The sequence below is a fragment of the Georgenia satyanarayanai genome, assembly GCF_009193135.1.
Classification (GTDB): domain Bacteria; phylum Actinomycetota; class Actinomycetes; order Actinomycetales; family Actinomycetaceae; genus Oceanitalea; species Oceanitalea satyanarayanai.
Map to the genome: position 1 here is coordinate 27,697 of NZ_VUKC01000001.1, position 26,743 is coordinate 54,439.

Genomic DNA, 26,743 nt, shown 5'->3' on the forward strand with positions numbered 1-26,743 from the left:
GCAGCAGCACCCCGGGCGAGCGGCACCCCAGGACGACGAGCCCTGCCGGGGCCGCGGACGTGACGTGGCACCTCACTCCCGTCCGTCCGTCCACGACTCGCGCAGGCTGCGGGCGCGCGCCTCGTCCGCACGGCGGCGGGCCGCGGCGCGGTGGCTGGCGCGCTGGTCGCGGACGTCCACCTGGATCGCGCGGTCCGCCTCCACCCCGCTCACCAGCTGCCGGGCCCGCGCGAGCTCACGGTCGAGCTCGGCGCCGAGGAGGAGGGAGATGTTGATGAGCCACAGCCACAGGACGAGGACGACGATGCCCGCCAGCGTCGCGCCGTAGGTCGTCTCGAAGTATCCGGCGAGCCGGAGGTAGAGCTGGAAGCCGAAGGAGGCGACGAGCGCGATGCCCAGTGCCAGGAGCGAGCCGGGGGAGACGAGCCGGAAGCGCTGGTACCGGACGTTCGGCGTCGTGAAGTAGAGCAGGCAGATGACGACGAGCCCGGCCAGCAGGACGACCGGCCAGCGGGCCAGCTCCCACACGGTGACCGACGCCTCCACCTCCAGCGTCTTCCCGACGGCGCGCGCGACCGGGCCGGAGACGACGGCGAAGAGGGTGACGAGCGTGGCGAAGACGACGAGGACGAGGGTGGTGAGCAGGTGCCAGCCGAGCAGCTGCAGGGCCGGGCGCCCCTCCTCGACGCCGTAGATGCGGTTCATCGCCCGGCCGAACGAACCGACGTACCCGGCCGCGATCCACAGCGAGGACCCGACGCCGAGCGCGAGCGTCCACCCCGCGGCCGGGTGCTCCAGGACGGAACGGACCGGCTGGCTGATGAGGTCGAGGGCGTCCTCGTCGGGGGCGAGCTGACCGACGATCTCGAGCATCGTGTCGGTGCTCGCCGCGCCCTGACCAGCGAGGGCCAGCACGGAGGTGAGCATGATGACGAGCGGAGGGATCGCGAGGACGGAGAAGAGGGTGAGCGCCGCGGACCGGTCCAGGCACTCGTCGGCCATGAAGTCGCGCAGGGCCTTGCCCAGCATGAACCGCCGCGACGGGCGGCGCCCGGGCCGCGGGGTACCAGCCTGCTGTGAGCTCATCGTCACCCCCTCGGGCCTACGCAAGCACGGTCGGTCCCCGGCTGCGCGCCGGCACGGCTCAGCGGCCCTGCCACAGGTCCCGCAGCACGGCGTTGAAGGGCTCCCCGGCGAGCTGCACCTCGTGGCCGGAGCCCTCGACCACCCGCAGCCGGGCACCGTGGTCCCGGGCGAGGGCGAGGCAGACGGCGTGGAAGGCCTCGTCGTGCCGGCCGGTGACGACGACCGTGGGGAAGGGGGCACCGGCGAGGTGCGCCACCGGCACCTCGCCCTGCCACGGGTGCCTGGCGCGTCGGAGCGCGGGGACCATCCCCTCGAGCCGCGCGAGCAGCTCGGCCGGGAGGTCGTCCTCCGGCGTGCCGACCAGGGCGAGGAACCGCCCGAGGAACTCGCGGTCGTCCACGTCGGTGCGCAGGAGCGCCCGCAGGGAGTCGACGAGCGCCGCGACGGCCGGGTGGTCGGCGGCCGCCGCGAAGAGGGGTGGCTCGGCGAGGACGAGGGACCGGACCGCGGCGGGCCGCAGGTGGGAGGCGACGAGCGCGACGAGGCCGCCGTAGGAGTGTCCTACGAGGTGGGCGCCGTCACCGAGGAGCCGCGCGACGTCCTCGCCGTCGCTGAGGAAGTCCTCACCGGGCCCCGGGCGGGCGTAGGCCCGGCGGGTCGGCACGACGAGCTCGAACCCCTCGTCCGCGAGCGGCCGCTGCGCGAGCCACTCCTCGGGGCCGGTGGCCAGCGACCCGTGGACCAGGACGGCACGGTCGCCCTCGCCCCACACCGTCGGCGTCGACATGGCGCACAGCGTAGGGCACCCGGGCACGGCGGACGGCGCTCCGCGCTCGCGGCTCACCCCGGGCGCGGCCGGTGCGTCAGGGCGTCGACGAACACGGTGCGGATGTCGGCCGGGTCGCGCGCGAGGTAGCTGCGGCCGCCGGTCTGGGCCGAGATGAGCCGCAGGACCTCCTCGTCGGCACCCGGGCCCATGCCGACCGTGATGACGGGGACCGGACGGCTGGGGTCGATGCGGGCCTGGAGCTCGGCGAGCAGCTCGTCCAGGGAGATGCCGTCGTCGTCCTCGTTGACGCCGTCGGTGAGCAGGACGACGGAGTTGACGTACCCCGGCTCGTAGGTCTCCTGGACCTGCCGGTAGGCGTCGAGGACGGTGTCGTACAGGCCGGTGTCCGCGCCGGGCCGGACGTGGTCGGACAGGGCCGCGGCGGCTTCCAGGAGGGCGTCGCGGTGGATGCCCGCACCGCTCTCGGCGTGGAGAGGCAGGACCGGGGCCAGCTCGGTCCAGTCGGTGCCACCGGGGTGGTCGGTGGAGAACACCCACAGCCCCACCTGGGAGGTCAGCGGGAAGACGCTCAGCGCGGTCTGCGCGGAGGCGCCCGCCAGCGCGATCCTCGTCCGGTCCCCGGCCGGCTGGAGCATCGACCCGGAGACGTCGATGACGGCGAGCATGCGCATGTCGACCGCGACGGTGCGCCAGAGCGTCACCACGGCGTCCGCGTCGGCGGCCGCCGGCTGCGGCAGGACGCCCGCGGGGTCGCCGACGAGCCCGGGTCCGGCGTCGTCGCCCGGAGCGCGGAAGCCCGCGGCCCGCACGTCCGCCACGCCCGCCACGCCGGTGAGGGCCTCCTCGAGTGCCGCCAGCGCGGCCCGCATGCCTACCCCGTTGTCCGTCCCGGGCAGCGGCACCCAGGAGTAGGTGAGCGCACCCGTGCCCTCCGCCGGGACGACGACCTCCAGGGGTGTCACGGCGTTGACGGCGCGCTGCTGCACGACCTGCTGCTCGGTGGCGACGACGGCGCTGACACCCTCGGCGTCGTTCCCCGCGTACCTCACCAGCTCGTCGGGGTCGGCGACGAGCCGGGACATCTGGATCATCGCGGCACCGAGCAGCTGGTCACCGCCGGGGGTGCCCGCCAGGGCCGCGTGGGCGGAGTGGAGGAGGAGCAGGCTCGCGGTGGACTCCGTGGGGTCGGCGATGCGCGGGGCGAGCGGGCCGGAGAGGATCTCGGGCCACGGCTGCGGCCCGCTCGCGCCCGTGGACTCGGCGAGCGTGGCGGGGACGGCGACGAGGACGGGGGTCCAGGCGAGGGTGGGACCGGCGGTGAGTGCCGGGGCGCCGGGGTCCTGGTTGACCCGCTCGACCCAGACGTCGGAGTCCGGGATCCACACCCGCGACGGGACCGTGCCGCCGCGGAGCTGCTCCGCCGTGTCCGCCGCGGAGCTCGTGGCGACGGAGTAGGTGGTGCACGGGTCCGCGTCCTCGACGCGGTCGGCGGCGGCGACGACGACGGGGGCGAAGTCCGGGGTGGTGGTGACCGGGACGGTCAGCTCCTGCGCGCAGCCGGCGGTCGTGGGGCCGGGCGCCCCCGTCGCGTCCGGGGCGGCGCCGTCGTCGCGCAGGAGGCCCCAGGCGAGCAGGGCGAGCACGACGACGACCACGAGCACGGCGAGGACCCGCGCGAGCCCGCCCCCGCCACGCGTCGTCGCGTCATCGGCCATGCTGCCAGAACGTAGCCGCTCGACGCGTCCGCCGGAAGGGGGTGGCCGACCGACCTACGCTCGGGGCATGACCACCGAGCTGCTGCCCGACGCCCTCCTCGACCGGATCCGGGACCGCGCGGCCCGCTACGACCGGGAGAACGACTTCTTCGCCGAGGACCTCGCCGAGCTCGTCGCGGCCGGGTACCTCACCGCCATGGTGCCCACCGAGATGGGCGGCGCCGGGCTCAGCCTCGAGGAGATGACCCGCCAGCAGATGCGGCTGGCCGGTGCCGCACCGGCCACGGCGCTCGCGGTCAACATGCACCACGTGTGGGTGGCCGTGGCCCGCATCGTCCGGGCGCGCGGCGACCACTCCTGCGACGTCGTCCTCGAGGAGGCGGCCGCCGGGGAGATCTTCGCCTTCGGGGTCTCCGAGGCGGGCAACGACCTCGTGCTGTTCGGCTCCGCGAGCGACGCCGTGCCCGACGGCGCGGGCGGCTACTCCTTCCACGGCACGAAGATCTTCACCTCCCTCTCCCCGGCGTGGACGCGACTGGGCACCTTCGGCACCGACCGGACCGGTGGGGAGGACCACAACGTGTGGGGCTTCGTCACCCGCGACGGCGGGGGAGTGGAGGTCCGCGACGACTGGGACGCGATGGGGATGCGCGCCTCGCAGTCCTGCACCACCGTCCTGTCCGGCGCGCACGCCCCGGCCGAGCGCGTCGTGCGCCGCCTCGAGCCCGGCCCGACGACGGACCCGTTCATCTTCGGGATCTTCGCGGCCTTCGAGATCCTCCTCGCGAGCGTCTACACCGGCATCGCGGCGCGGGCGATCGACGTCGCCGTCGCCACCGTCCACGAGCGGCGGTCGATGGCCGCCGGCGGCGCCCCGTACGCCCACGACCCGGACATCCGCCGGCGGCTGGCCGACGCCGCCATCCAGCTCGACGGCGTCTACCCGCAGATCGCCCAGGTCGCCCGGGACGTCGACGAGCAGGTGGACCGCGGCTCGCTGTGGCTGCCGCAGCTGTCCGCCGTCAAGGCGCGCGCGACCGAGACCGCCAAGGACGTCGTCGAGAAGGCCGTGCGCGTGTCGGGCGGCTCGAGCTACTTCAGCCGCAGCGAGCTCTCCCGGCTGTACCGCGACGTCCTCGCCGGGCTCTTCCACCCGAGCGACGACGAGTCCGTCCACCGCGCGTGGGCCACCGTGCTGCTCGGGCCGGCCGGGGACTGATCAGCGCGGGGTGTGCTGGTGGCTGACCAGCCGCCAGCCGCCCGCTCGTCGCACGTACACGCTCGCGACGAGCGCGGTGTAGGGCGAGCCCGCGCGCTCGGCCTCGACGCGGTAGCTGACGACGGCGACGTCCGGTGTCGGCTCGAGGACGTCGAGGTCGGTGAGCTCGTGGGTGTCCCACGGCGGACCGGCCATCGAGGCGAGCACCTGCCGGCGTCCGGCGAGGAGCAGCCCGCCCGGGAAGAGCATCCGGACGTCGTCGTCGAGGACCTCGTCGTAGAAGGCGAGGGCACGGTCGGGCCCGCTGGACAGCGCGCGCCAGCCCAGGCGCTCGAGCTCCTCGGGAGTGCTCACGGTCCTCTCCTCTCGTCGCGCGCACGCTACCGCGCCGGGCGGCCGACGGGCCACCGCCTACAGTGGCGGGCATGGAACTCTCCGACGAGCAGACCGCGAGGGTCGTCGCGATGGCCATGGAGCTGGCGCGCGGTGGGCAGACGGCGGAGGTGCTCGAGCTCGTCGACCACGGCCTGCCGGTCGACACCCGGGACGCCGAGGGCAACACCATGCTCATGCTCGCCGCCTACCACGGGCGCGCCGCCACGGTGCGGGCGCTCGTCGAGCGCGGCGCCGACGTCGACCTGCGCAACGCGCGTGACCAGTCCCCGATCGCCGGTGCCCTGTTCAAGGGCGAGGACGGCGTCGTCACGGTGCTCCGCGAGGCCGGTGCGGACCTCGACGCCGGCACTCCCAGCGCCCGCGTCACGGCCGAGATGTTCGGCCGGTCCCACCTCCTGGGCTGAGACGCGGGAGGACCCGGGTGACCGTGTGTCACCCGGGTCCTCCCGCTGCCGTTCGGTCCCGCGAGGGGGCGAGGTCAGAGGGTGCTCATCGCCGGCTCGTTGTTCGGGTTCGCGTCGAGCGAGTCGAGCGTCCCCGCCTTGAGGGCCTCGACGGCGCGCCGCACGCCCTCGCCGTAGGCCGGGTCGGCCAGCGTGCAGTTCTGGATGTGCCGCTCGACGGTCGCGTCGGACGCGCCGTCGATGGCGCGGGCCGTGTTCGCGAAGAGGCGCTGCTGCTCCTCCGGGCTCATGAGCCGGAAGAGGTTGCCGGGCTGCTCGTAGTAGTTGTGGTCCTCCTCGCGGTAGTCGAACCGGTCGGCGACGGCACCCACGGCCTGGGTGGGCTCGCGGTAGGCCGGGTCGTTCTGGAGGCGGCCGTAGCTGTTGGGGGTGTAGCTCGGCATGCTGCCGCCGTTGCCGTCCACCCGGCCCTGGCCGTCGCGGTGGTAGGTGTTGACGGCCTTGGCCGCGCGGGGGTAGTTCACCGGGATCTGGTGGTGGTTGACACCGAGGCGGTAGCGGGCGGCGTCACCGTAGGAGAACAGGCGGCCCTGGAGCATGCGGTCGGGGGAGAAGCCGATGCCGGGAACGACGTTCGCCGGGGTGAAGGCGGCCTGCTCGACGTCCTGGAAGTAGTTCTCCGGGTTGCGGTTGAGCTCGAACTCGCCGACCTCGATGAGCGGGTAGTCCTTCTTCGACCAGACCTTGGTGAGGTCGAAGGGGTGGAAGCGGTAGTGCTGCGCGTCCGCCTCGGGCATGACCTGGATGGAGAAGGTCCACTTCGGGTAGTCGCCACGCTCGATGGCCTCGTAGAGGTCGCGCTGGGCGGACTCGCGGTCCTCGGCGACGACCTTGGCGGCCTCGGCGTCGGTGAGGTTCTTGATGCCCTGCTGCGTGCGGAAGTGGAACTTCACCCAGAAGCGCTCGTTCTGCGCGTTGACGAAGGAGTAGGTGTGCGAGCCGAAGCCGTGCATGTGGCGGTAGCCGTCGGGGATGCCGCGGTCGGACATGACGATGGTGACCTGGTGCAGCGCCTCGGGCAGGTTGGTCCAGAAGTCCCAGTTGATCTCGGCGTCGCGCATGTTCGTGCGCGGGTTGCGCTTGACGGCGCGGTTGAGGTCGGGGAAGTGGTGGGGGTCGCGCAGGAAGAACACCGGGGTGTTGTTCCCGACCATGTCCCAGTTGCCCTCCTCGGTGAAGAAGCGCAGGGAGAAGCCGCGGATGTCGCGCTCGGCGTCGGCCGCGCCGCGCTCACCGGCGACGGTGGAGAAGCGGGCGAACATCTCGGTCTGCTTGCCGACCTCGGAGAACAGGGCTGCCCGGGTGTACTTCGTGATGTCCTGCGTCACGGTGAAGGTGCCCCACGCGCCGGAGCCCTTGGCGTGCATGCGCCGCTCGGGGATGACCTCACGGTCGAAGTGGGCGAGCTTCTCGAGGAACCACACGTCCTGGAGCAGCATCGGGCCACGCGGGCCGGCGGTCACGGCGTTGTCGTTGTCCCAGATGGGAGCGCCGGCGGCAGTGGTGAGCGGCAGGTTGTTGTCCGCGGACATTCATTCTCCTTGTGTGCGTGCATCGGCACGGCGTGCCGACTCGGGTCTCAGGTCTGGGTGCGACAGGCGGGGCAGGTGCCCCAGTAGACGACCTCGGCGGCGTCGATCGAGAAGCCGTGGTCGTCGCTCGCCGTGAGGCAGGGCGCGTGGCCGACGGCGCAGGGCACGTCGCCGATCTCGCCGCACGTCCGGCACACCACGTGGTGGTGGTTGTCCTCGCGGAAGAGCTCGAAGCGGCCGGGGGACCCGTCCGGCTCGATCCTCCGCAGGAGGTGCACGTCCGTCAGGGCGTGCAGGACGTCGTAGACCGCCTGGGTGGACACCGTCCCGAGACGCTCCTTGACGAGACGCCGGATCTCCTCCGCCGTCGCGTGGGGGTGCGCCTCGACCTCCGCCAGGACCGCGAGACGCGGAGCGGTGACCCGGAGGTCGGCGGCGCGCAGCAGCTCGGCGTGGTCGGTGGGCATGGGTCAAGACTAGGCAGGAGACTGGAACTGTTCAAGTCTTGGGGTGTCTCCGGGCGAGGGTCCGTGGCGTGGCGTCCCGCCCGGCGCGCGGGCCGGGCGTGCCATCATCGGGCGATGAGCACGAGCGGCGCCTACCCCGAGGGGACCGAGCGGCCCTCGGTCATCGTGCGGCCCGCCCTCCCGTCCGACGCCCGGCGCATCTACGAGCTCGTCGCCCCGTACGCGGAGCAGCGCATCCTCATCGCCAAGGAGCTCATCAGCTACTTCGAGGCGATCCAGGAGTTCCTCGTCGCGGAGCTGCCCGACGAGGACGGCAGCTGGCAGGTGGTCGGCTGCGGTGCGCTGCACGTCATGTGGGACGACATCGCCGAGGTCCGCACCCTCGCGGTCGACCCCGGCTGCCAGCGGCGCGGCGTGGGCTGGCACGTGCTCAGCGCGCTCATCGAGCGGGCGCGGGTGCTGGGGCTCAGGCGCGTCTTCTGCCTCACCTTCGAGGTCGAGTTCTTCCAGCGGATGGGCTTCGAGGTCATCGAGGGCACGCCGGTGGGCACCGACGTCTACGCGCAGATGCTGCGTTCCCACGACGACGGCATCGCCGAGTTCCTCGACCTCGCCCGGGTCAAGCCCAACACCCTCGGCAACTCCCGCATGCTCCTCGAGCTCTAGCCGACGAGGACGACGACGAGGTCGGCCCGGTCCCGGACCGCGCGGACGAGCGCGGCGTTGGGCTCGTCGGTGCCCTCCGTCCATGCCGCCGCGGCGGCCGGGTCCATCCCGTGCCGCTCGTGGCGGGCCCGCAGCCGGCGCCGGCGCTCCTCGTCGGGCAGGTCGACGTACCAGACCGCGTCGAGGCACGAGCGGGCGGCCGGCCACGCGCCGTCGTCGAGGAGGAGGTAGTTCCCCTCGGTGAGGACGAGACGGGTCGGCGGCGGCACGGCGACGGCGGCGGCCACCGGCTCGTCGAGCTCGCGGTCGAAGTCGGGGGCGTAGACGGTGCCCCCCTCGGTGTCGCGCAGGCGGCCCAGGAGGTGGGCGTAGCCGGTGTCGTCGAAGGTGTCCGGCGCCCCCTTGCGGCCGCGCCGGCCCAGCGTGTGGAGGACGGCGTTGCTCAGGTGGAAGCCGTCAATCGGGACGAGCGCGGCGCGAGGAGCGAGGGCGGCCACGAGCGCTGCGGCGAGGGTCGACTTCCCCGCTCCGGGCGGCCCGGCGAGCCCGAGGAGACGCCGCGGGGCACCGTCCTCGAGCAGGGAGCCGGCACGGTCGACGAGCTCGGGCAGCGTGGCGCGCAGGGTCGGCGGGGCCACGGCTCAGCCCTCGCGGGGCAGGCGCCGGCGCACGAGGAGGACGACGACGGTGAGCTGCGCGGTGACGGCGCCCAGGGCGAGGAACAGCACGGTGCGGGCCGGGTCCGCGAGTGACCAGCCGACCGCCGCGCCCACGCTCCACACGAGCGTGGCCCGCACGACCCACCGCAGCCGCTCCCGGGTCGCCTCGACGACACCCGCGAGGGGGCGGCCGACGAGCGCGCCGCGCAGCCCGAGAGCGGCGAACGCCGCGCCGGCGAGCGCGAGGAGCTGCCCACCGCCGAGGATGGTGAGCGTGGGGCCGGCGAGGAGCGGGTCGGAGCTGCTCAGCGCGAGGATCGCGGCGGCCACGACCGCCAGCCCGAGGCACGCGGCCCCGCAGCCGACGACGGCGTCGCGCAGGGCACGGATGGTGCGCGCCAGCCGGACGTCCGGCGGGACCGAGGGGCTCTCCACACCGGCACCCTACGTGGCGGCCGGCCCGGGACGGTGCCGCCGAGCCCGCGGCACCACGGACGCCCGGCGCGCGGGCGGTCGGCCCCGCTCGTAACCTCGTGGCATGAGACGCCGAGCCGCCCTGTCAGCCGTCCTGCTCATCCTCGCCGCGGGCTGCAGCACCAACGACGAGGCGTCGCTCGAGCGGCCGACCGACGCCGGGGAGCGCGACAGCGAGCAGGTGGCCACGTGCGAGGCCTTCTACGAGGGGACCGGGACACCGCTGGCGGAGCGTGCCGAGGCGGCCCGCGTGGCCCTCGAGTCCGGCCAGGTGACCGACACCACGACGTACACGGAGGTCAACGCGCTCGAGCAGCGGCTGCGGGAGCTCACCCGCGACGCCCACCCCGAGATGGTGCCGGTCCTGGCGGAGGTGGCCGGCCCCCTCACCGCTGCCGTCACCGCGGTCAACGAGGCCGGTGAGCAGGAGGTGCCCGAGGGGGAGGAGCCCGCCTTCCCGGACCTCACGACGATCGACGTCACCGAGGCCGCGACCGCGCAGGAGACGCTCGCCGAGATGTGCTCCGACGCCGGGTACGAGGCCCCGTAGCTCAGCCGGGCAGCGCCCACCGCCCCGGCGCGGGCTCCGCCACGAGGCCGTCCACGAGGAGCGAGGCCAGGGCCCGCTCCGGCTGGGCGGCGTCCGCCGCGCCCTCGCGCAGCGGGGCGAGGAGCTCCTCGGTGGCGAGCGTGGCGCCGTCGGGCTGCTCACGCAGGCGCGCCATGACGCGGCCCCGCGCCTGACGGTCCGTCCCGTGCCACGCCTGCCGGCGGGGACCCTGGGCGGCCGCCGGCGCGCCGGCACGCCGCCAGCGGCACCGCTCCGCCAGCGGGCAGGCGGCGCAGCGGGGGGAGCGCGCGGTGCACACGAGGGCGCCGAGCTCCATGACGCCCTCGTTCCAGCGGACGGAGGCGGCGGCCTCGGCGGGCAGCAGCTCGGCCGCGCCCGCCCGCTCCCCGGCGGTGAGCCCCGGCGGCGGCAGCGCCCGGCCGGCGACGACGCGGCCCAGGACGCGGCGCACGTTCGTGTCGAGCACGAGGGCGCGGCCGCCGTGGGCGAAGCTGACGACCGCTGCGGCCGTGTACCCGCCGACCCCCGGCAGGCTGAGCAGCTCCTCCTCCGTGCGCGGCACCACCCCGCCGAAGCGGTCGGTGACCTGCGCGGCACACTCCCGCAGCCGCAGCGCCCGGCGCGGGTAGCCGAGGCGGTCCCAGGCACGCAGGACGTCGGCCGGTGCGGCCGCGGCGAGGTCGGCCGGCTCGGGCCACCGCACCATCCACGCCTCCCAGACGGGCGCGACACGGGCCACCGGCGTCTGCTGGGACATGACCTCGCTGACGAGCACGCCCCACGGCGTCGTGCCGGGGCGTCGCCACGGGAGGTCGCGGGCGTGGGTGGCGTACCAGTCGGCCACCGTCGCGTGGAGGTCGGTGCGCATCGCCACCCAGTGTGCCCCGTCCCGGCGAGCCGCCCGGACCCCGCGCCCGAACCTGCCTACCGTCGGGGTGTGACGAGCTCGACCCCGGACCCGACGCAGCGACCGGCCCGACCCTCGGCCGCCGTCTACCGGCGCCGCCGCGCCGTGGCGCTGCTGCTCCTGCTGCTCGTCGGCGCCGGTGTGGTCTGGGGCGTCAGCACGGTGCTGGGCGGTCGGGACCCGGCGGCCGGCGCGCCCGACGCCGCCGCCGTGGAGGCGGCCGCGACGCAGCCACCGCCGGCGCCGCCCGGTCACGTGGCGGTGTGTGCCGCGGAGGACATCACGGCCGAGGTCGCGGTGGAGCCGGCCGGCGCCGGCGCGAGCGTCGAGGTGAGGATGCGCAACGCCGGTGCGGTGCCGTGCCTCGTCGACGCGGGGCCGGGCGTGCTCGTCGCCGAGGTCGGCTCGGGCACCGACTCCGTGTGGTCCTCGGCGCACTGCGCGGGCGAGGCGAGGGAGGAGCTGCTCCTCGACACCGGGTCCGCCACGCCCGTGACGGTGCGCTGGGACGGCCACCGCTCCGCCGCCGGCTGCCCCGGTGACCAGCCGCAGGCCGGGCGGGGCACCTACCGGGTCACCGTCGCGCTCGACGGCGAGCCGCTCGGCGGGCCCGAGGTCTTCACCCTCGGGTGAGGCGGGGCCGGCTCAGACGTAGCGCTCGAGGATGGAGGACTCGGCCAGCCGGGAGAGCCCCTCACGCACCGAGCGGGCGCGCTGCGGCCCGACGCCGTCGACCTGCTGGAGGTCCTCGGTGCTCGCCGCGAGGAGCTTCTGGAGCGGGCCGAGGTGCTCGACCAGCGCCGTCACCACCGGGGAGGGCAGGCGGGGGATGCGCGAGAGCATCCGGTAGCCGCGGGGGCTGAGGGGGTCGTCGAGGGACTGGCCGTCGGGTCCGCCGATGCCGAGGGCACGCGCGATCGCCGACATCTCGATGAGCTCGGCGGAGGACAGCGCGGCGAGCCGCGCCTGGACCCCGGCGACGTTGTCCGCCGCCCTGGCGCTGTAGTCGCGGATGATGAACTCCCGGTCGGGCGCGAGCCCGCCGATGAGCTCCTCGAGCTGGAGGGACAGCAGGCGTCCGTCCGCGCCGAGCTCGACGACGTAGCCGTCGATCTCCGCGGAGATGCGCGAGACCATCTCGAGGCGCTGGACGACGGTCGTGACGTCGCGGACGGTGACGAGGTCCTCGATCTCCAGGGCTGCCAGCGTGCCGGACACCTCGTCGAGGCGGGCCTTGTAGCGCTCGAGCGTGGCCAGGGCCTGGTGCGCGCGGGAGAGGATGGCGCTGGAGTCCTCGACGACGTGCCGCACGCCGTCGACGTAGAGCGCGACGATGCGCATCGACTGGCTCACCGTGATGACGGGGTACCCCGTCTGCTTGGCCACCCGCTCGGCGGTGCGGTGCCGCATGCCGGACTCGCTCGTCTCGACGCTCGTGTCGGGCATGAGCTGGACGTTGGCGCGCCGGATCCGCTGGCGGGCGTAGTCGACGACGACGGCGCCGTCCATCTTGGCGAGCTCGCGCAGCCGGGTGGCGGAGAACTCGACGTCGAGGTCGAAGCCGCCGGAGCAGATCGTCTCGACGAGGTCGTCGTAGCCGAGGACGATGAGCGCGCCGGTACGCCCGCGCAGGATGCGCTCGAGGCCGTCCCGCAGCTCGGTGCCCGGTGCGACGGCCTGCAGGGTGGCGCGCAGCAGGGTGTCGGCCTTGTCGGGCACCTGTTCTCCTCGGGTCGCGGGGCGGAGCGCCGCACGCGCGGCCCCGGGCGTCATCTTACGGCGCGCACGTGCCGTTCCGGCTCCTTGGGCGGCGGTGGCTTCTGGGGCAGGGCACCGAGCAGCGCCTCGTGGACGTTGGCGACCGGGAGCACCGACACGCCGGCAACGGCCTTGAGCTGGTCGGCGCCGTGCCGGGGGACGAGCGCGATGGTGAACCCGAGCCGGGCCGCCTCGCTCAGCCGACGCTGGACCCCGACCGTGGCCCGGACGTCCCCGGTGAGCCCGACCTCCCCGATCGCGACGACCCCGCTGACGAGCGGCCGGTCGGCGGCTGCGGAGGCGACGGCGAGCGCGACGGCGAGGTCGACCGCCGGCTCGACGGCCCGTGCCCCGCCCACGGTGGAGACGTAGACGTCGCGACCGCCGAGGTCCAGGCCCACCCGCGCCTGGAGGACGGCGAGGGTCATCGCGGTGCGCGAGGCGTCCAGGCCGGAGGTGGTGCGGCGCGGGTTGCTCAGCGAGCTGTTGGCGACGAGCGCCTGGATCTCGGTGGGCATCGGGCGGCGCCCCTCGAGGCTCACCGAGGCGCAGGTGCCCGGCACCGCGGTGGTGCGGGACTCGGAGAGGAAGAGCCCGGACGGGTCGGCCAGGCCGCTGATGCCGGAGTCGGTCAGCTCGAAGCAACCGACCTCGTCGGTGGGGCCGTAGCGGTTCTTCGTCGCCCGCAGCAGCCGCAGGCGGGAGTGGCGGTCGCCGTCGAACTGGCACACGACGTCGACGAGGTGCTCGAGCACGCGCGGTCCCGCGAGCGAGCCGTCCTTGGTGACGTGCCCGACGAGGATGACGGGCACGTGCCGCTTCTTCGCCGCACCGATGAGCGCGGCGGCGACCTCCCGCACCTGGCTCACCCCGCCGGCGGCGCCGTCCACCTCGGCCGAGGAGATGGTCTGGACGGAGTCGACGACGACGAGGGAGGGGGCGGCGGCCTCGATGTGGCCGAGCACGGTGGCGAGGTCGTTCTCGGCGGTGAGGAGCAGCCGCTCGGCCATCGCCCCGATCCGGTCCGCGCGCAGGCGCACCTGGCTGGCCGACTCCTCACCCGTCACGTAGAGCACCGAGCCGGTGCCGTGCTCGGCCGCCCGGGCGGCGACGTCGAGCAGGAGCGTGGACTTGCCCGCCCCGGGCTCGCCGGCGAGGAGCACGACGGCGCCCGGGACGATCCCGCCGCCGAGGACGCGGTCGAGCTCCCCGACCCCCGTGGGGCGGGCGCGGGCGGTGTCGACGTCGACGTCACCGATGGGCTGGGCGGCGAGCGCCGGCCGGGCCGGGGCGGGGGCGCGGCTGCCGGCCGGCGCGCCGGCCTCGCTCACGGTGCCCCAGGCCTGGCACTCCCCGCAGCGGCCGACCCACTTGGTGGTGCTCCAGCCGCACTCCGTGCACCGGTAGGCGGGGCGCTGGGTCCTGGTCGATGCCATGGGGTGACGGTAGCCCGGGCCACCGACACGGCGGCCGGACCGTCCTCAGGCCGTGGGGACCGCGTCGATCCGCATCGTCAGCGTGTGCGTCCCGCCGGGGGCGAGGACGACGAGGTCGGTGCCGGAGTTGAAGGCGTCCGGCGGGCAGGTCATCGGCTCCACGGCCACCCCGCGCCGGTCGACCTTCTCCCCGGTGTAGACCTGCACCCAGGGGCTGTCGGCGTGCATCCGCGCGCTGAAGGGGGTGCCCGGGTGCTCGAGCGTCACGGTCCAGCCGCCGTCGGGCAGGGCGGTGTAGGCGTGGTCGACACGGCGCTCGCCCAGCGGGCGCGGTGCGCGCAGGTCGAGGTCGCCGCTCACGTCCCGCAGCCCCACGGGCCGCAGCCGCTCGTCGACCTCGAGGACCCGTGCGCCGGGGGCGGTGAGCGTGCACTCGTCCACCGGCGCGCGGTCGCAGCTGAGGTAGGGGTGGGAGGAGGCGCCGTACGGGGCCGGGACCTCACCGAGGTTGGTCGAGGTGATGCTCACCGTGAGGCCCGACCCGGCGTCGAGGCGGTAGGTGACCGTCGAGCGGAGCCAGAAGGGGTAGCCGTAGCGGGGCGCGAGGTCCGTCGTCAGCGTGACCTCCTCCGCCGTGGCCGACGCGACGTCCCAGCGCACCCAGCACGCCAGCCCGTGGAGGGCGGCGTTCGTCTCGTGCTCGTTGACCGGGACCTCGTGCGTCTGGCCGCCGAACTCGTAGCGGCCGTCGGTGATGCGGTTGGGCCACGGCAGGAGCGTCTTGCCGAGGTAGCCGACGGGCAGCTCGCCCGGGTCGTGCCCGACGACGACGTGCCCGCCGCGCCAGGTGAGCCCGGCGAGGCCCGCGCCCACGGTGACGACGGTCGCGCGGTAGTCACCGGCGGTGAGGGTGAGGACATCGCCTCCGGGGGTGGTCACGTCGTCGTCCTTCCTTGCGCCACCGGGCGTGAACGCTCACATCCCATCCTAGTGAGGGCTGCGGGCGGCGGTCAGGGCCGCGCGGCGAAGGTCTCGAGGAGGCTCGAGTCGCCCGAGACGATGATCGTGTCCCCGGGGCTGATCCGGGTGTCCTCGGTCGCGTACTCGAAGGCCTCGCCGGGGGACTTCACCCCGAGGACGGTGACGCCGTAGCGGGCGCGGATCTGCGACTGGCCGATCGTGAAGCCCTGCGTCTCCCGCGGCGGGCGCATCTTGACGATCGTGAAGCCGTCCTCCATCTCGATGTAGTCGAGCATGCGGCCGGAGACCATGTGCGCGACGCGCTGACCGGCGTCGTGCTCGGGGTAGACGACGTGGTGGGCGCCGATGCGCCGCAGGATGCGCCCGTGCTCGCCGGAGGTCGCCTTCGCCCAGATCTGCGGCACCTCCATGTCGACGAGGTTGGCCGTGACGAGGACGCTCGCCTCCAGCGACGTGCCGACCCCGACGACGACGACGGAGAAGTCCTGCGCGCCCAGCTGCTCCAGTGCGTCGGGGTTCGTCGCGTCCGCCTCGACCACCGGGAGGCGTCCGGACCACTGGGAGACGAGGTGCTCGTCCTTCTCCACGGCGAGGACCTCGCGCCCGATGTCCTCCAGCGTCGCCGCGAGCGCGGCCCCGAAGCGGCCGAGCCCGATCACGAGCACCGCGCCCGCGCGGGGCAGGTTGCGCTGCGCCATCTGTCACCGTTCCTTTCGTCTCGGCCCCCAGTGTGCCCGGCTCAGCCGACGATCGGCGGCTCGGACGGCATGCGGATCACCCGGCGGCGCTGACGCAGCGCCAGCGCGCCCGCCAGCGTGACGGTGCCGAGGCGGCCGGCGAACATGAGCGCGCTGAGCACGTACTTGCCGGCGTCGGGCAGGTCGGGGGTGATCCCGGTGCTCAGCCCGACGGTCGCGAAGGCGGAGATGACCTCGAAGAGCACGAGCTCGAGGTGGTAGTCGGTGAGGGCGAGGAGGAGGAGCGTCGCGACGCCCACGAGCGTGGCGCCGAGGAAGGCGACGGCGACGGCGAGCCGGATCGTCGTCGTGCCGATCCTGCGCCCGAAGGCCTCGGCGTCCCGGTCGCCGCGGGCCTCGGCGACGATGGCGAGGACGAGGACGGCGAAGGTCGTCACCTTGATGCCGCCCGCGGTGGACGCGGAACCGCCACCGACGAACATGAGCGCGTCGGTGAGGAACCACGTCGCGTCGCTCGCGACGGCGAGGTCGACCGTGCTCAGGCCCGAGGACCGCGAGTTCACCCCGGCGAGGAGCGAGGCGAGCAGCCGGTCGGCGACCGGCAGCTGCCCGAGGGTCGCGGCGTTGCGCCACTCGAAGACCGCGAAGCCGAGCGCGCCGCCGACGGCGAGCACGCTGTAGGTGACGAGCGTGAGCTTGGAGTGGAGGGACAGGCGCCGCCGGCCCCGCAGCAGCCCGGCGACGTTGAGGATGACGGGGAAGCCGAGAGCCCCGATCCCACCGCCGACGATGATGGGCAGGCACATCCACCAGTCCCCGACGTACGGCTCCATCCCGCTCTCCAGGACGACGAAGCCGGCGTTGTTGAAGATGGACACCGACATGAACAGCGCGTGCCACAGCGCCGCGTCCAGCGACTCCCCCAGCGTGAGGAAGCGGGGCAGGAGGACGAGGGTGAGGGTCGCCTCGACGGCGAGGGACGCGACGACGACGGCGCGCACGAGGGTGCCGACCTCCCCCAGGCGGGTGGTCTTCGTCTCCGAGGCGGCGAGCAGCCGCTGGGTGAGGCCGATCCGTCGGGAGATCGCCAGTCCGAGGATCGAGGCGAGCGTCATGACGCCGAGCCCGCCGATCTTGATCCCGATGATGATGACCGCCTGCCCGAAGGCGGACCAGTAGGTCGCCGTCGACACCGTCGTCAGCCCCGTGACGCACACGGCCGACACGGCCGTGAAGAGCGCGTCGACGAAGCGGGCCGGCTCGGGCGCGCGGGTCGCCGCGGGCAGCGACAGCAGGGCGGTGACGACGGCGATGATCGCGGCGAAGACGAGGAGCGCCAGCCGCGCGGGGGAGCGGTGCGCCACGTGGTCGACGGCGTCGCGCAACGCGCCGAGCGCCCGTGCGGGCCAGGGGGTGCGCGCCGTCCTCACAGCTGTCACTCGCCCACCTTGCCAGACTCCGGCCCGCGCTACCGTGAAGCATGCCCAAGCCGCTGCTCCCGTGGAGCGAGGACCTGCTGAAGTACAACTTCGGCGCCGGCCACCCGATGGCCCCCCTCCGCCTCGCCCTGACGCACCGGCTGCTCGACGACCTCGGCCTCCTCGAGGACTTCACCGTCACGGACGTCGCCCCCGCCGACGACGCCGCGCTCCTGCGCGTCCACGAGGCCGCGTACCTGGCGGCCGTGCGCGCGGCCGGTGAGGGGCGGCCCGACCCGGCGCGCGGGCTGGGGGAGGCGGACAACCCGATCTTCGGGCACATCCACGAGGCCGGTGCCCGGGTCGCCGGCTCCACCCTCGCCGCCGCGCGCGCCGTCTGGGAGGGGCGCGCGACCCGCGCGCTCAGCCTCGCCGGGGGCATGCACCACGCGATGCCGAACCGGGCGTCGGGCTTCTGCGTCTACAACGACGTCGCCGTGGCCGTCGCCGCCCTCCTCGACGCGGGCGCCGAGCGGGTCGCCTACGTCGACCTCGACGCGCACCACGGCGACGGTGTCGAGCGGGCCTTCTGGGACGACGACCGCGTGCTGACGATCTCCGTCCACCAGCACCCCGGCACGCTCTTCCCCGGCACGGGCTACGCCCAGGACCTCGGTGGGCCCGCGGCGCGCGGGAGCGCGGTCAACGTGCCGCTGCCCCCGGGCACCGGGGACGCCGGCTGGCTGCGGGTCCTGGACGCCGTCGTCGCCCCGCTCGTCGAGGAGTTCCGCCCCCAGCTGCTCGTCACCCAGCACGGCTGCGACTCCCACGCCCTGGACCCGCTCGCCGAGCTCGCGGTCTCCGTCGACGCCCAGCGGCGCGCCGCCGTCCTCATGGGCGAGCTCGCCGACGCGCACGCCGAGGGTCGCTGGGTGGCGACCGGTGGTGGTGGCTACGAGGTCGTCAGCGTCGTCCCGCGGGTGTGGGGGCACCTGGCCGCGGTCGTCGCCGGCCGTCCCCTCGACCCGGGCACCGCGGTGCCCGAGTCCTGGCGCGCCGACGTCACCGGGCTGGCCGACGTCGAACCGCCCCTGCTGATGACCGACGACGTCGACGCCGCCTACCGTCCGTGGTCCGCGGGCTACAACCCCGACGACGCCGTCGACCGCGCCGTCATGGCCACGCGGGGCGCGGTGTTCCCGCTCCACGGGCTCGATCCGCATCTCCGGTAGGGCGACGGCCGAACGTTTCCCAAATGTCGCCCGAGGCTCTAGAGTCGTCGCGTATCTCCGCGCGATCGCGCCGAAAACGACAGGTAGGTGGACATGGCCGAGCACCAGGCACCGCGGTTCCTCACCGTGGCCGAGGTTGCCGAGCTCCTCCGGGTCTCGAAGATGACCGTCTACCGCATGGTGCACGCCGGGGAGATCCCCGCCGTCCGGGTGGGCCGCTCCTTCCGTGTCCCGCAGCTGGCCGTCGAGGAGATGCTCAGCAGCGGCATCGGCGACTGGTCCCCGGAGTCCCAGGCCCGCTGAGCCTGCCCTCGCGCGCGCCGCGTGGTCGCGAGACGATCACGCGATGGCGCTCACGCGAACCCTGCTCGTCGTCCTGGCCGGTGGCGCGGGCTCCCGGATGGAGACCCTCACCGAGAACCGGGCCAAGCCGGCGCTGCGCTTCGGCGGCAGCCACCGGCTCATCGACTTCCCGCTGTCCAACGCCGCCAACAGCGGCGTGAACGACGTGTGGGTGCTCGAGCAGTTCGAGCCCGAGTCGATCACCCGGCACCTGGCGGGCGGCCGGCCCTGGGACCTGGACCGTTCCCGCGGCGGGCTCATGCTCCTGGGGCCCCACCGCGGCGACGAGCGCGAGGGCTGGCACACGGGCACGGCCGACGCGCTGTGGCGCAAGGTCGACAGCATCCGGGAGCTCGACCCCGACGTCGTCCTCGTCGCCTCCGCCGACGCCGTCTACCGGATGGACTACGCCGACGTCGTCGCCCACCACGTCGCCGGTGACGCCGAGGTCACCATGGTCACCACCCGCCACGACGGCGACTGCTCGCGCTACGGGGTCGTCCGCGTCGAGGAGGGACGGGTGACGGAGTACGTCCTCAAGCCCGACGACCCGCCCACCCGGACCGTGACGACCGAGGTCTTCGCCTTCACGCCCGCCGCCCTGCTCGCGACCCTCGAGGCCTGCGCCGGCGAGGCCGACGAGGACGGGCTGGGTGACCTCGGTGAGCAGGTCCTGCCGGCGATGGTGGGCCGCGGTGCGGCCGCGGACTACCGGCACAGCGGCTACTGGCAGGACGTCGGCACGGTCGACGCCTACTGGGCGGCCCACATGGAGCTGCTCGAGCAGCCGCCCTTCGACCTCGACGACCCGGCGTGGCCGATCCGTACCCCCGCGCACCGCCACCTCGGGGCCCGGGTCCACGCCCGGGGGCAGGTCGAGGACTCCCTGCTCTCGCCCGGCGTCGTCGTCGAGGGCACGGTGCGGCGCAGCGTCCTGGCCCCCGGCGTCCAGGTGGCCCCGGGCGCGGAGGTCGTCGACTCCGTCCTCCTCGACGACGTGCGGGTGGGGCCGGGGGCCACGGTGCGCCGCAGCGTCGTCGACGAGGGTGCCCGCGTGCGCGGCCGCGCGGAGGTCGGCGGGGACGGCGGGGTCACCCTCGTCGGGGCCGGCAGCGTCGTCCACCCGCGCAAGCGGATCCCCGCCGGCGGGCGCTACCCGGGGTGACCTGCGTCCCAGAGCCGCGGCGGGGGCGAGGAGGCGGTAGACTCGCCGAGTTCAGCGTGTAGTCCCGCGCGCCACCATCCGGCACACCACAGCACTGCGAGGTCCCATGGGCTCTGTCATCAAGAAGCGCCGTAAGCGTATGTCGAAGAAGAAGCACCGCAAGCTGCTTCGCAAGACGCGCCACCAGCGTCGCAACAAGAAGTGATCGCCTCCAGGCCCGGCAGACTGCCGGGCCTGGCGCATGTCCGGCGGTCCTAGGGGCCGACCCGTCGGCGCAGGGCGCGCAGCACGGCGGTCGCGGCCCACGCCGCCCCGGCCCAGCCGGCGCCGCGCACCCCCGTGCGCACGTCCTGCTTGACGTCCCGGCGGCGGCGGCGGAAGTCGCGCACCGGCCAGCTGACGTCCACCGCGTGCAGCCGCATGCGCGGCTCGGGGTTGATCGCGCAGGGCGAGCCGACGATCGAGAGCAGCGGGATGTCGTTGACGGAGTCGCCGTAGGCGTGGCTGCGGGCGAGGTCGATGCCGCGCTCCCGCGCGAGGGCCTCGACGTTGGCCCTCTTGCCCTCGCCGTGGAGCATGTTGCCGCGCAGCTCCCCGGTGTAGACGCCCTCCTCGTGCTCCGCGACGGTGCCGAGCGCCCCCGTGGCGCCGAGCCGGCCGGCGATGAGGTCGGCGATCTCGGCGGGGGTCGCGGAGATGAGCCACACCTCGTGCCCCGCGGTGAGGTGCTCCTCGATGAGCGCCCGCGCGCCGGGGAAGATCTTGTTGGCCAGGACCTGGTCGTAGACCTCCTCGCCGATCGAGATGATCTCCGCGACGGTCCGTCCCCGCACGATGCGCAGGGCCCGGGCCCGGACAGCGGCGATGCGCCGCACGTCCTCCCCGAACAGGAAGTAGCGCACGGAGTGGCCGGCGAAGAAGGCGATGTCGCGCAGCCCGAAGAAGTCGCGCCGGTACAGCTCGCGGGCGAGGTGGTAGGCGCTGGCCCCGCGGATGATCGTGTTGTCGACGTCGAAGAAGGCCGCGACCACGGCGCCGTCACGTCCGGGGCCTTCCGTCGTCACCTGCACGTCCCCAGCCTAGGGTGCCGCACGTAGGATCGGCGCGTGCCCGAGTCCCGAGTGGTCCTCTACTCCCGCGCCGGCTGCCACCTGTGCGACGAGGCGCGCGCCGTCGTCCTCGCCGAGTGCGACCGCGCCCGGGCCCGGTGGCGGGAGGTCGACGTCGACGCCGACCCGCAGCTGCAGGCGCGCTACGGGGAGTACGTGCCCGTCGTCGAGGTCGACGGCACCGTCCAGGGCTTCTGGCACCTCGACCCCGCGCGCGTCCGGGAGGCACTCGACAACCCCAGCAACGCCGAGAGCTGAGCTCTTCCGGGGAAGGGCTCAGCTCTCGGCGCCGTGCGTGTCGCGGGGGCGGGCGTGTCAGGCCGCGATCGCGGAGATCTCCATGGCGATGCGGATCTTGTCGCCGACGAGCACGCCGCCGGTCTCGAGGGCCGCGTTCCACGTGAGGCCGAAGTCCTTGCGGGAGACCTCGGTGGCGGCGGAGAACCCGACGCGCTTGTTGCCGAACGGGTCGGTCGCCGCGCCGTTGTACTCGACCGCGAGGGAGGCGGGCTTGGTCACGCCGTTGATGGTGAGGTCGCCGTTGACGGTGAACTCCTCGCCGCTGCCCTCGACGCCGGTGCTCGCGAAGGTCCAGGTGGGCTTGTTCTCGGAGTCCCAGAAGTCGGCGGAGCGCAGGTGGTTGTCGCGGTTCTCGTCGCGGGTGTCGACGGAGGCGGACTGGATCGTCACGTTGACGGCGGAGTCGGCGAAGCTCTCGGCCACGGTGATGTCGCCGGCGAAGTCGGTGAACTGGCCGCGCACCTTGGAGATGCCGGCGTGACGGACGGTGAAGCCGATCTCGGTGTGCGACGGGTCGATGGTGTACGTGCCGGGGGCGAGCGTCATGGTGGGGTCTCCCAGATTGATGCAAACGAACTTGACTGTTCAACATTAAGCGCTAGACGCGCGGTGTGCAACAGGAGCCGCCGACCCGGGGCGAGGGTGGGACGGACCTCACCACCCGGCCCCGGGGGCAGGGGCCCCCGTCCCCCGGGAGTTTGCGACACTAGGGGCATGTCCCGAACGACGGTGCACCTCCTGCGCCACGGCGAGGTCCACAACCCCGGCGGCGTCCTGTACGGCCGGCTCGAGGGTTTCCGCCTGTCCGACCGCGGGCAGCAGATGGCGCGGCGGGTCGCCGAGGTCCTCCACGGCAACGGGCACGACCTCCGCCTCGTCCTCGCCTCCCCGCTCCAGCGCGCCCAGGAGACGGCACTGCCCACGGCGCAGGCCTTCGGCCTCGGGCTCGGCACCGACGAGCGCCTCATCGAGGCCGCCAACGACTTCGAGGGCACGACCGTCGGCAGCCAGCGGGCCAAGCTCGCCAGCCCCCGCTACTGGCGCCGCTACGTCAACCCGGCCCGGCCCAGCTGGGGCGAGCCCTACCGCGACCAGGTCGCCCGCATGACCGCCGCGGTCGGCGACGCCCGCCGCCGCCTCCAGGCGCAGGACGGCGGCGAGGCGCTCCTCGTCAGCCACCAGCTGCCCATCTGGGTCACCCGCCTCTTCCTCGAGCGCCGCCCGCTGTGGCACGACCCCCGCAGGCGACAGTGCTCCCTGGCCTCCCTCACCTCCCTCACCTTCGACGGGTCCCGGCTCGTGGGCCTGGCCTACTGGGAGCCGGCCGCGGACCTCGTCGCCGGCGCCCTCGACCTGCTGCCCGGCGCCTCCGGTGCGGCGGTCCCGCGCGCGGACGCCGAGGAGCGCGCGTGAGGCGGGCGGCGCGCGCGCTGGCGGCCCTCGCGCTCACCGCACTGGCCCTCGCCGGCTGCGCCCCCGCCTCGGACACGGCGCAGGACACGACCGGCGCGGGCTACCAGGCCGGTGACGGCTCCTGGACCACGTGGGAGGAGGGCGAGCGCACGGGCCCGGTCGAGCTCGTCGGCACCACCTACGAGGGCGAGGAGGTGGCGCTCGCCGACTGGCGCGGCGACGTCGTCGTCCTCAACTTCTGGTACGCCGCCTGCCCGCCCTGCCGCGCCGAGGCCCCCGACCTCGCCGCGATCCAGACGGACTACGCCGACGCCGGGGTCCGGCTGCTCGGCGTCAACCCGCGCGACGACGCGGCCACCGCCCAGGCCTTCGAGCGCAGCTTCGAGGTGCCCTACCCGAGCGTCCACGACGAGGCGGCCCGCGGGGTGGCGGCGCTCCAGGGCGTCGTGCCGCTGCAGGCGATGCCGACGACGGTCGTGCTCGACGCCGAGGGGCGCGTCGCGGGCCGGGTGCTCGGCCAGATCGACCCGGGCGTCGTGCGCGGCATGGTCGACGACGTCCTCGCCGAGGCCGCCCGATGAGCTGGGACGGCATCGCCGAGACCTTCCAGGCGACCGTCCTGAGCGGCTCCCTCCTCGCCGCGGTGCCCGTCGCGCTGCTGGCCGGGGCGGTCTCCTTCGCCTCCCCCTGCGTGCTGCCGCTCATCCCCGGCTACGTCGGCTACCTCGGCGGGATGGCCGGGACGCTGGGCCACGCACCGGGCGGCACCGGCCGCGCGGCGACGGCGGCGCGCACGTCGACGGGCCAGGGCCGGCTGCTCCTCGGCGTGCTCCTGTTCGTCCTCGGCTTCAGCGCGGTCTTCGTGCTCCTCGGCGTCGTCTTCGGGGCGCTCGGGGTGGCGCTCGCGCCGTGGCTCGACGTCATCACCCGGGTGATGGGGGTCGTCGTCATCCTCATGGGTCTGGCCTTCATGGGCGCCGTGCCCTTCCTCCAGCGTGAGCGCCGCCTCCACCTCAGCCCCCGCGCGGGGCTGTGGGGGGCGCCGCTGCTCGGTGTCGTCTTCGGGCTCGGCTGGGCGCCGTGCATCGGCCCCACCCTGTCCGCGGTCCTGCTGCTCTCCCTCGACGGCGGCGACCCCGCCCGCGGGGCGCTGCTCGCCGCGGCCTACTGCCTGGGCCTGGGCGTGCCGTTCGTCGTCATCGCGCTGCTCTACTCGCGCACGACGCGGGCGATGGGCTTCCTGCGCCGGCACCGCCTGACGATCATGCGGGTCGGCGGCGCGATGCTCGTGCTCGTCGGCCTCGCGCTCGTCACCGGGCTGTGGGGGCACTTCGCGGGCTGGGTGCAGGGCCTGGTCGCCGGCTTCGTGACGGTGGTGTGATGAGCTACCGCCCCGAGGGCCTGCGCACGATGGACGAGGCCGACGACGCCCCGCCGCCGCCCGCCGCCCCCGCCGGGATCGGCCTGCGCGGCTGGCTGCGCTGGGCCTGGCGCCAGCTCACCTCGATGCGGGTGGCGCTGCTCCTCCTCATGCTCCTCGCGCTCGCCGCGCTGCCGGGTGCCTTCTTCCCGCAGCGGCCGCAGGACCCGGCGGCCGTGGCCGCCTACTACGCCGACAACCCCGGGGCAGCGGAGTGGCTCGAGCGGCTCGGCCTCTTCGACGTCTACGGCGCCCCGTGGTTCGCGGCCATCTACCTGCTCCTGTTCGTCTCGCTCATCGGCTGCATCCTGCCCCGCACCCGCGCCCACGTCCGGGCGCTGCGGGCGGCGCCCTCGCGCGTGCCGCGGCGCCTGGGCCGGTTCCCCGTCCACGCCACCCACACGACGTCGGCGTCCGCCGCGGAGGTCACCCGGGCGGTGCGCCGGGCCCTGGGCCGGCGCTTCCGGGTCGCCCAGACGCCCGAGGGGATCAGCGCCGAGCGCGGCTACCTCCGGGAGACCGGCAACATCGTCTTCCACCTCTCGCTCGTGGGGGTGCTCCTCGCCCTGGGTGCCGGCCAGATGCTCAGCTACCGCGGGCAGGCCGTCGTCGTCGAGGGGCGCTCCTTCGCCAACGCGCTCGTGGACTACGACTCCTTCACCCCCGGCACGCTCGTCGACACCGACGACCTCGAGCCCTTCACCGTCACCCTCGACGAGCTCACCTCGGAGTTCACCTGGGACGCGCAGGCGCGCGACTTCGCCGCGGATGTCACCGTCACCCGGCCGGACGGTGAGGCCCGGACCGACACGATCCGGGTCAACTACCCGATCAACGCCGCCGGCGCGAACGTCTACCTCGCGGGCAACGGCTTCGCCCCGCACCTGACCGTGCGCGACGCCGCGGGGGAGGTCGCCTTCTCCCAGCCGGTGCCCTTCCTCCCGGAGGACGACTTCTACACCTCCCGCGGCGTCGTCAAGGTCCCCGACGTCTCCCCGGGACTCGAGCAGCTCGGCTTCACCGGCTACCTGCTGCCCAGCGCGGTCCTCGACGAGGAGGGCGCCCGCTCGGTGCACCCGCAGCCCAACGCCCCGCTCGTCGTCCTCGACGTCTACACCGGCGACCTCGGCCTGGACGACGGCGTCCCGCAGAACGTCTACGAGCTCGACACCGAGGGCATGACCCCGGTGATGGCGGGCGAGGAGGCGGCCAAGATCCTCATCGAGCCCGGGCAGGAGGTCGAGCTGCCCGACGGCCTGGGCACCATCGCCTTCGACTCCCTGCCGCGCTTCGCCGCCCTCGACCTGCGCTACGACCCCTCGCTCACCGTCCTGCTCGTCTCCGCCCTCCTCGCCATGGCCGGGCTGTCCGCGTCGCTCTTCGCGCCGCGGCGCCGGCTGTGGGTGAAGATCGGGCAGGACGAGGACGGACGTACAGTTGTCGAGGCGGCCGCGCTCGCCCGCGGCGACGACCCCGGTCTCGAGCCCGAGCTCGAGCGCGTCATGACCGCAGTCCGGGCCGCCGCGCCCACGTCTCAGGAGGACACGTGAACGACCTCGGCCAGCTGAGCCTGCTGGCGATCTACGGCGCGATGGCCGCCTACGGCATCGCGATGATCGCCTTCGGCATCGACCTGTCCGCCCTGCGTGACGGTGGTCCCGCCGACCGCCCCCGCCGGGCGGTGGGCGTGGCCATGACGACGACGTGGGCGGGCCTGGCCCTGCACGCGATCGGCGTCGTCACCCGCGGGATCGCCGCCGGCCGCGTGCCGTGGGCGAACATGTACGAGTTCTCGATCGTCTTCACGCTCGTCGCGGTGACGACCTTCCTCCTCGTCCAGCGCTGGCGCGACCTGCGCTACCTCGGCGCGCTCGTCATCACCCCGGTGCTCCTCGCCCTCGGCCTGGCCGTCTCCGTCCTCTACATCGAGGCCGACGGCGTGCGCCCGGCGCTGGACCACTACTGGCTCGTCATCCACGTCTCCGTCGCGACGGCGGCGATCGGGGTCTTCTCCGTGGCCGCGGCGATCTCGGTGGTGCAGCTCGTCAAGGCGCGCGGGGAGGCCACCCGGGTCGCCGCCGAGCGGGAGCCCGCCGTCGCCCTCGCCGGCGGCGGCTCCGGTGCCACGGCCGCCGGCGCCGCGCCGGTGGAGCGCGACCGCGGCTTCTGGGGCCGGCTGGCCGACGTGCTGCCCAGCGCCACCGAGCTCGAGCGCCTGGCGTACCGGCTCAACGCCGTCGGCTTCCTGCTGTGGACCTTCACGCTCATCGCCGGCGCGATCTGGGCCGAGCACGCGTGGGGCCGGCCGTGGAACTGGGACCCCAAGGAGGTCGGCACCTTCGTCGTGTGGGTCGTCTACGCCGCCTACCTCCACGCCCGCGCGACCCGCGGCTGGGACGGGCGCAAGGCCGCCTACCTCGGCCTGTCCGGCTTCGGGCTGCTGCTCGTCAACTACTACGTCGTCAACCTCTTCGCCGACACCGTCCACGGCTACGCTTTCTAGCCCACCCCCCGCCGACAGCCGA

31 protein-coding genes are annotated in these 26,743 nt (G+C 74.4%); 15 read left to right on the forward strand and 16 right to left on the reverse strand.

Annotation, left to right across the window (positions count from 1 at the left end):
- Nucleotides 1-72 precede the first annotated feature (72 nt).
- Genes GD632_RS00135 through GD632_RS00145 form a run of 3 tightly spaced genes read right to left on the reverse strand, consistent with a single transcriptional unit; the run spans nucleotide 73 to nucleotide 3,591 of the window.
- Entirely contained in the window at nucleotides 73-1,086 is a 1,014-nt protein-coding gene (locus tag GD632_RS00135) for a YihY/virulence factor BrkB family protein (RefSeq protein WP_152187429.1), read from the reverse strand.
- Between the two features lie 58 nt (nucleotides 1,087-1,144).
- Nucleotides 1,145-1,873, reverse strand: coding sequence for an alpha/beta fold hydrolase (locus GD632_RS00140; RefSeq protein ID WP_152187431.1), 729 nt, complete (start codon nucleotides 1,871-1,873; stop codon nucleotides 1,145-1,147).
- Between the two features lie 53 nt (nucleotides 1,874-1,926).
- Nucleotides 1,927-3,591: a VWA domain-containing protein gene (locus tag GD632_RS00145; protein WP_152187434.1), complete on the reverse strand. Its 1,665-nt coding sequence runs from the start codon at nucleotides 3,589-3,591 to the stop codon at nucleotides 1,927-1,929.
- 67 nt (nucleotides 3,592-3,658) lie between these two features.
- Between GD632_RS00145 and GD632_RS00150 the strand changes: the two genes are divergently transcribed.
- Nucleotides 3,659-4,810, forward strand: coding sequence for an acyl-CoA dehydrogenase family protein (locus tag GD632_RS00150; protein ID WP_152187436.1), 1,152 nt, complete (start codon nucleotides 3,659-3,661; stop codon nucleotides 4,808-4,810).
- On the opposite strand, the gene GD632_RS00155 is transcribed toward GD632_RS00150, so the two are convergent.
- Nucleotides 4,811-5,164: a nuclear transport factor 2 family protein gene (locus GD632_RS00155; RefSeq protein ID WP_152187438.1), complete on the reverse strand. Its 354-nt coding sequence runs from the start codon at nucleotides 5,162-5,164 to the stop codon at nucleotides 4,811-4,813.
- A gap of 71 nt (nucleotides 5,165-5,235) precedes the next feature.
- On the opposite strand from GD632_RS00155, the gene GD632_RS00160 reads away from it, so the two are divergent.
- Nucleotides 5,236-5,610 (forward strand): ankyrin repeat domain-containing protein, encoded by a 375-nt coding sequence (locus GD632_RS00160; protein ID WP_152187440.1) that lies wholly within the window; start codon nucleotides 5,236-5,238, stop codon nucleotides 5,608-5,610.
- Between the two features lie 74 nt (nucleotides 5,611-5,684).
- Here GD632_RS00160 and GD632_RS00165 read toward each other — a convergent pair whose 3' ends face one another.
- A complete protein-coding gene (locus tag GD632_RS00165) occupies nucleotides 5,685-7,202 on the reverse strand; it encodes a catalase (protein WP_152187442.1) in 1,518 nt (505 codons plus the stop codon).
- 47 nt (nucleotides 7,203-7,249) lie between these two features.
- The gene (locus GD632_RS00170) at nucleotides 7,250-7,669 is read right to left on the reverse strand and encodes a Fur family transcriptional regulator (protein WP_152187444.1); all 420 of its coding nucleotides are present in this window, start codon (nucleotides 7,667-7,669) and stop codon (nucleotides 7,250-7,252) included.
- A 114-nt stretch (nucleotides 7,670-7,783) separates the two neighbouring features.
- Here GD632_RS00170 and GD632_RS00175 point away from each other — a divergent pair, with 114 nt between their 5' ends.
- Nucleotides 7,784-8,335, forward strand: a complete 552-nt coding sequence (locus GD632_RS00175; protein WP_152187446.1) for an amino-acid N-acetyltransferase — start codon at nucleotides 7,784-7,786, stop codon at nucleotides 8,333-8,335.
- Here the strand turns inward: GD632_RS00175 and GD632_RS00180 are convergent.
- Together GD632_RS00180 and GD632_RS00185 are read right to left on the reverse strand one after the other, a co-directional pair.
- A complete protein-coding gene (locus GD632_RS00180; RefSeq protein ID WP_226924365.1) occupies nucleotides 8,332-8,973 on the reverse strand; it encodes a nucleoside/nucleotide kinase family protein in 642 nt (213 codons plus the stop codon). The two genes, GD632_RS00175 and GD632_RS00180, sit on opposite strands and share 4 nt — an antisense overlap.
- A 3-nt stretch (nucleotides 8,974-8,976) precedes the next feature.
- Nucleotides 8,977-9,429, reverse strand: coding sequence for a hypothetical protein (locus GD632_RS00185; protein WP_152187448.1), 453 nt, complete (start codon nucleotides 9,427-9,429; stop codon nucleotides 8,977-8,979).
- Between the two features lie 103 nt (nucleotides 9,430-9,532).
- Here GD632_RS00185 and GD632_RS00190 point away from each other — a divergent pair, with 103 nt between their 5' ends.
- Nucleotides 9,533-10,018 (forward strand): hypothetical protein, encoded by a 486-nt coding sequence (locus tag GD632_RS00190; protein ID WP_152187450.1) that lies wholly within the window; start codon nucleotides 9,533-9,535, stop codon nucleotides 10,016-10,018.
- A gap of 1 nt (nucleotide 10,019) precedes the next feature.
- On the opposite strand, the gene GD632_RS00195 is transcribed toward GD632_RS00190, so the two are convergent.
- Nucleotides 10,020-10,907, reverse strand: a complete 888-nt coding sequence (locus GD632_RS00195) for an HhH-GPD family protein (RefSeq protein ID WP_152187452.1) — start codon at nucleotides 10,905-10,907, stop codon at nucleotides 10,020-10,022.
- Between the two features lie 69 nt (nucleotides 10,908-10,976).
- On the opposite strand from GD632_RS00195, the gene GD632_RS00200 reads away from it, so the two are divergent.
- Nucleotides 10,977-11,579, forward strand: coding sequence for a hypothetical protein (locus GD632_RS00200; RefSeq protein ID WP_152187454.1), 603 nt, complete (start codon nucleotides 10,977-10,979; stop codon nucleotides 11,577-11,579).
- A 12-nt stretch (nucleotides 11,580-11,591) separates the two neighbouring features.
- On the opposite strand, the gene disA is transcribed toward GD632_RS00200, so the two are convergent.
- The 5 genes from disA to GD632_RS00225 all read right to left on the reverse strand — a co-directional run bounded on the left by disA (nucleotide 11,592) and on the right by GD632_RS00225 (nucleotide 17,258).
- The gene (gene disA / locus GD632_RS00205) at nucleotides 11,592-12,719 is read right to left on the reverse strand and encodes a DNA integrity scanning diadenylate cyclase DisA (RefSeq protein ID WP_152187456.1); all 1,128 of its coding nucleotides are present in this window, start codon (nucleotides 12,717-12,719) and stop codon (nucleotides 11,592-11,594) included.
- Nucleotides 12,716-14,140, reverse strand: a complete 1,425-nt coding sequence (radA, locus tag GD632_RS00210) for a DNA repair protein RadA (RefSeq protein ID WP_152187458.1) — start codon at nucleotides 14,138-14,140, stop codon at nucleotides 12,716-12,718. The genes disA and radA overlap by 4 nt, the downstream gene beginning before the upstream one ends.
- 45 nt (nucleotides 14,141-14,185) lie before the next feature.
- Nucleotides 14,186-15,079 carry an aldose-1-epimerase gene (locus tag GD632_RS00215; protein ID WP_152187460.1) on the reverse strand — a complete coding sequence of 298 codons (894 nt, stop codon included), beginning with the start codon at nucleotides 15,077-15,079 and terminating at the stop codon, nucleotides 14,186-14,188.
- Between the two features lie 71 nt (nucleotides 15,080-15,150).
- Nucleotides 15,151-15,819 carry a potassium channel family protein gene (locus tag GD632_RS00220; protein ID WP_152187462.1) on the reverse strand — a complete coding sequence of 223 codons (669 nt, stop codon included), beginning with the start codon at nucleotides 15,817-15,819 and terminating at the stop codon, nucleotides 15,151-15,153.
- Nucleotides 15,820-15,860: 41 nt separating this feature from the next.
- Nucleotides 15,861-17,258, reverse strand: a complete 1,398-nt coding sequence (locus tag GD632_RS00225; protein ID WP_152187464.1) for a TrkH family potassium uptake protein — start codon at nucleotides 17,256-17,258, stop codon at nucleotides 15,861-15,863.
- Between the two features lie 41 nt (nucleotides 17,259-17,299).
- On the opposite strand from GD632_RS00225, the gene GD632_RS00230 reads away from it, so the two are divergent.
- From GD632_RS00230 to GD632_RS00245, 4 genes are all read left to right on the forward strand, one after another.
- Complete coding sequence (locus GD632_RS00230; RefSeq protein WP_152187466.1) at nucleotides 17,300-18,469, forward strand: acetoin utilization protein AcuC; 1,170 nt, start codon at nucleotides 17,300-17,302, stop codon at nucleotides 18,467-18,469.
- Between the two features lie 93 nt (nucleotides 18,470-18,562).
- Nucleotides 18,563-18,772, forward strand: a complete 210-nt coding sequence (locus GD632_RS00235; protein WP_152187469.1) for a helix-turn-helix domain-containing protein — start codon at nucleotides 18,563-18,565, stop codon at nucleotides 18,770-18,772.
- A gap of 43 nt (nucleotides 18,773-18,815) precedes the next feature.
- Complete coding sequence (locus GD632_RS00240; protein ID WP_152187471.1) at nucleotides 18,816-19,976, forward strand: glucose-1-phosphate adenylyltransferase family protein; 1,161 nt, start codon at nucleotides 18,816-18,818, stop codon at nucleotides 19,974-19,976.
- A 106-nt stretch (nucleotides 19,977-20,082) separates the two neighbouring features.
- A complete protein-coding gene (locus GD632_RS00245) occupies nucleotides 20,083-20,181 on the forward strand; it encodes a 30S ribosomal protein bS22 (RefSeq protein ID WP_005504750.1) in 99 nt (32 codons plus the stop codon).
- A 49-nt stretch (nucleotides 20,182-20,230) separates the two neighbouring features.
- Here the strand turns inward: GD632_RS00245 and GD632_RS00250 are convergent, their stop codons facing one another.
- The gene (locus GD632_RS00250; protein ID WP_226924367.1) at nucleotides 20,231-21,046 is read right to left on the reverse strand and encodes an HAD family hydrolase; all 816 of its coding nucleotides are present in this window, start codon (nucleotides 21,044-21,046) and stop codon (nucleotides 20,231-20,233) included.
- 36 nt (nucleotides 21,047-21,082) lie between these two features.
- Between GD632_RS00250 and GD632_RS00255 the strand changes: the two genes are divergently transcribed.
- The gene (locus GD632_RS00255; protein WP_226924368.1) at nucleotides 21,083-21,343 is read left to right on the forward strand and encodes a glutaredoxin family protein; all 261 of its coding nucleotides are present in this window, start codon (nucleotides 21,083-21,085) and stop codon (nucleotides 21,341-21,343) included.
- A 57-nt stretch (nucleotides 21,344-21,400) separates the two neighbouring features.
- Here the strand turns inward: GD632_RS00255 and GD632_RS00260 are convergent, their stop codons facing one another.
- Nucleotides 21,401-21,931, reverse strand: coding sequence for a YceI family protein (locus GD632_RS00260; RefSeq protein WP_152187473.1), 531 nt, complete (start codon nucleotides 21,929-21,931; stop codon nucleotides 21,401-21,403).
- Between the two features lie 168 nt (nucleotides 21,932-22,099).
- Here GD632_RS00260 and GD632_RS00265 point away from each other — a divergent pair, with 168 nt between their 5' ends.
- The 5 genes from GD632_RS00265 to ccsB are packed head-to-tail and all read left to right on the forward strand — an operon-like array spanning nucleotide 22,100 to nucleotide 26,721.
- On the forward strand, nucleotides 22,100-22,798 hold the full coding sequence (locus tag GD632_RS00265; RefSeq protein WP_152187475.1) for a histidine phosphatase family protein: 699 nt from the start codon (nucleotides 22,100-22,102) through the stop codon (nucleotides 22,796-22,798).
- A complete protein-coding gene (locus GD632_RS00270) occupies nucleotides 22,795-23,379 on the forward strand; it encodes a TlpA family protein disulfide reductase (RefSeq protein WP_152187477.1) in 585 nt (194 codons plus the stop codon). Before GD632_RS00265 ends, GD632_RS00270 begins: the two co-directional genes overlap by 4 nt.
- On the forward strand, nucleotides 23,376-24,179 hold the full coding sequence (locus tag GD632_RS00275; RefSeq protein ID WP_152187479.1) for a cytochrome c biogenesis CcdA family protein: 804 nt from the start codon (nucleotides 23,376-23,378) through the stop codon (nucleotides 24,177-24,179). Before GD632_RS00270 ends, GD632_RS00275 begins: the two co-directional genes overlap by 4 nt.
- Nucleotides 24,179-25,768, forward strand: coding sequence for a cytochrome c biogenesis protein ResB (gene resB, locus GD632_RS00280; RefSeq protein ID WP_152187481.1), 1,590 nt, complete (start codon nucleotides 24,179-24,181; stop codon nucleotides 25,766-25,768). Before GD632_RS00275 ends, resB begins: the two co-directional genes overlap by 1 nt.
- On the forward strand, nucleotides 25,765-26,721 hold the full coding sequence (gene ccsB, locus GD632_RS00285; protein WP_226924369.1) for a c-type cytochrome biogenesis protein CcsB: 957 nt from the start codon (nucleotides 25,765-25,767) through the stop codon (nucleotides 26,719-26,721). The genes resB and ccsB overlap by 4 nt, the downstream gene beginning before the upstream one ends.
- Nucleotides 26,722-26,743 lie beyond the last annotated feature (22 nt).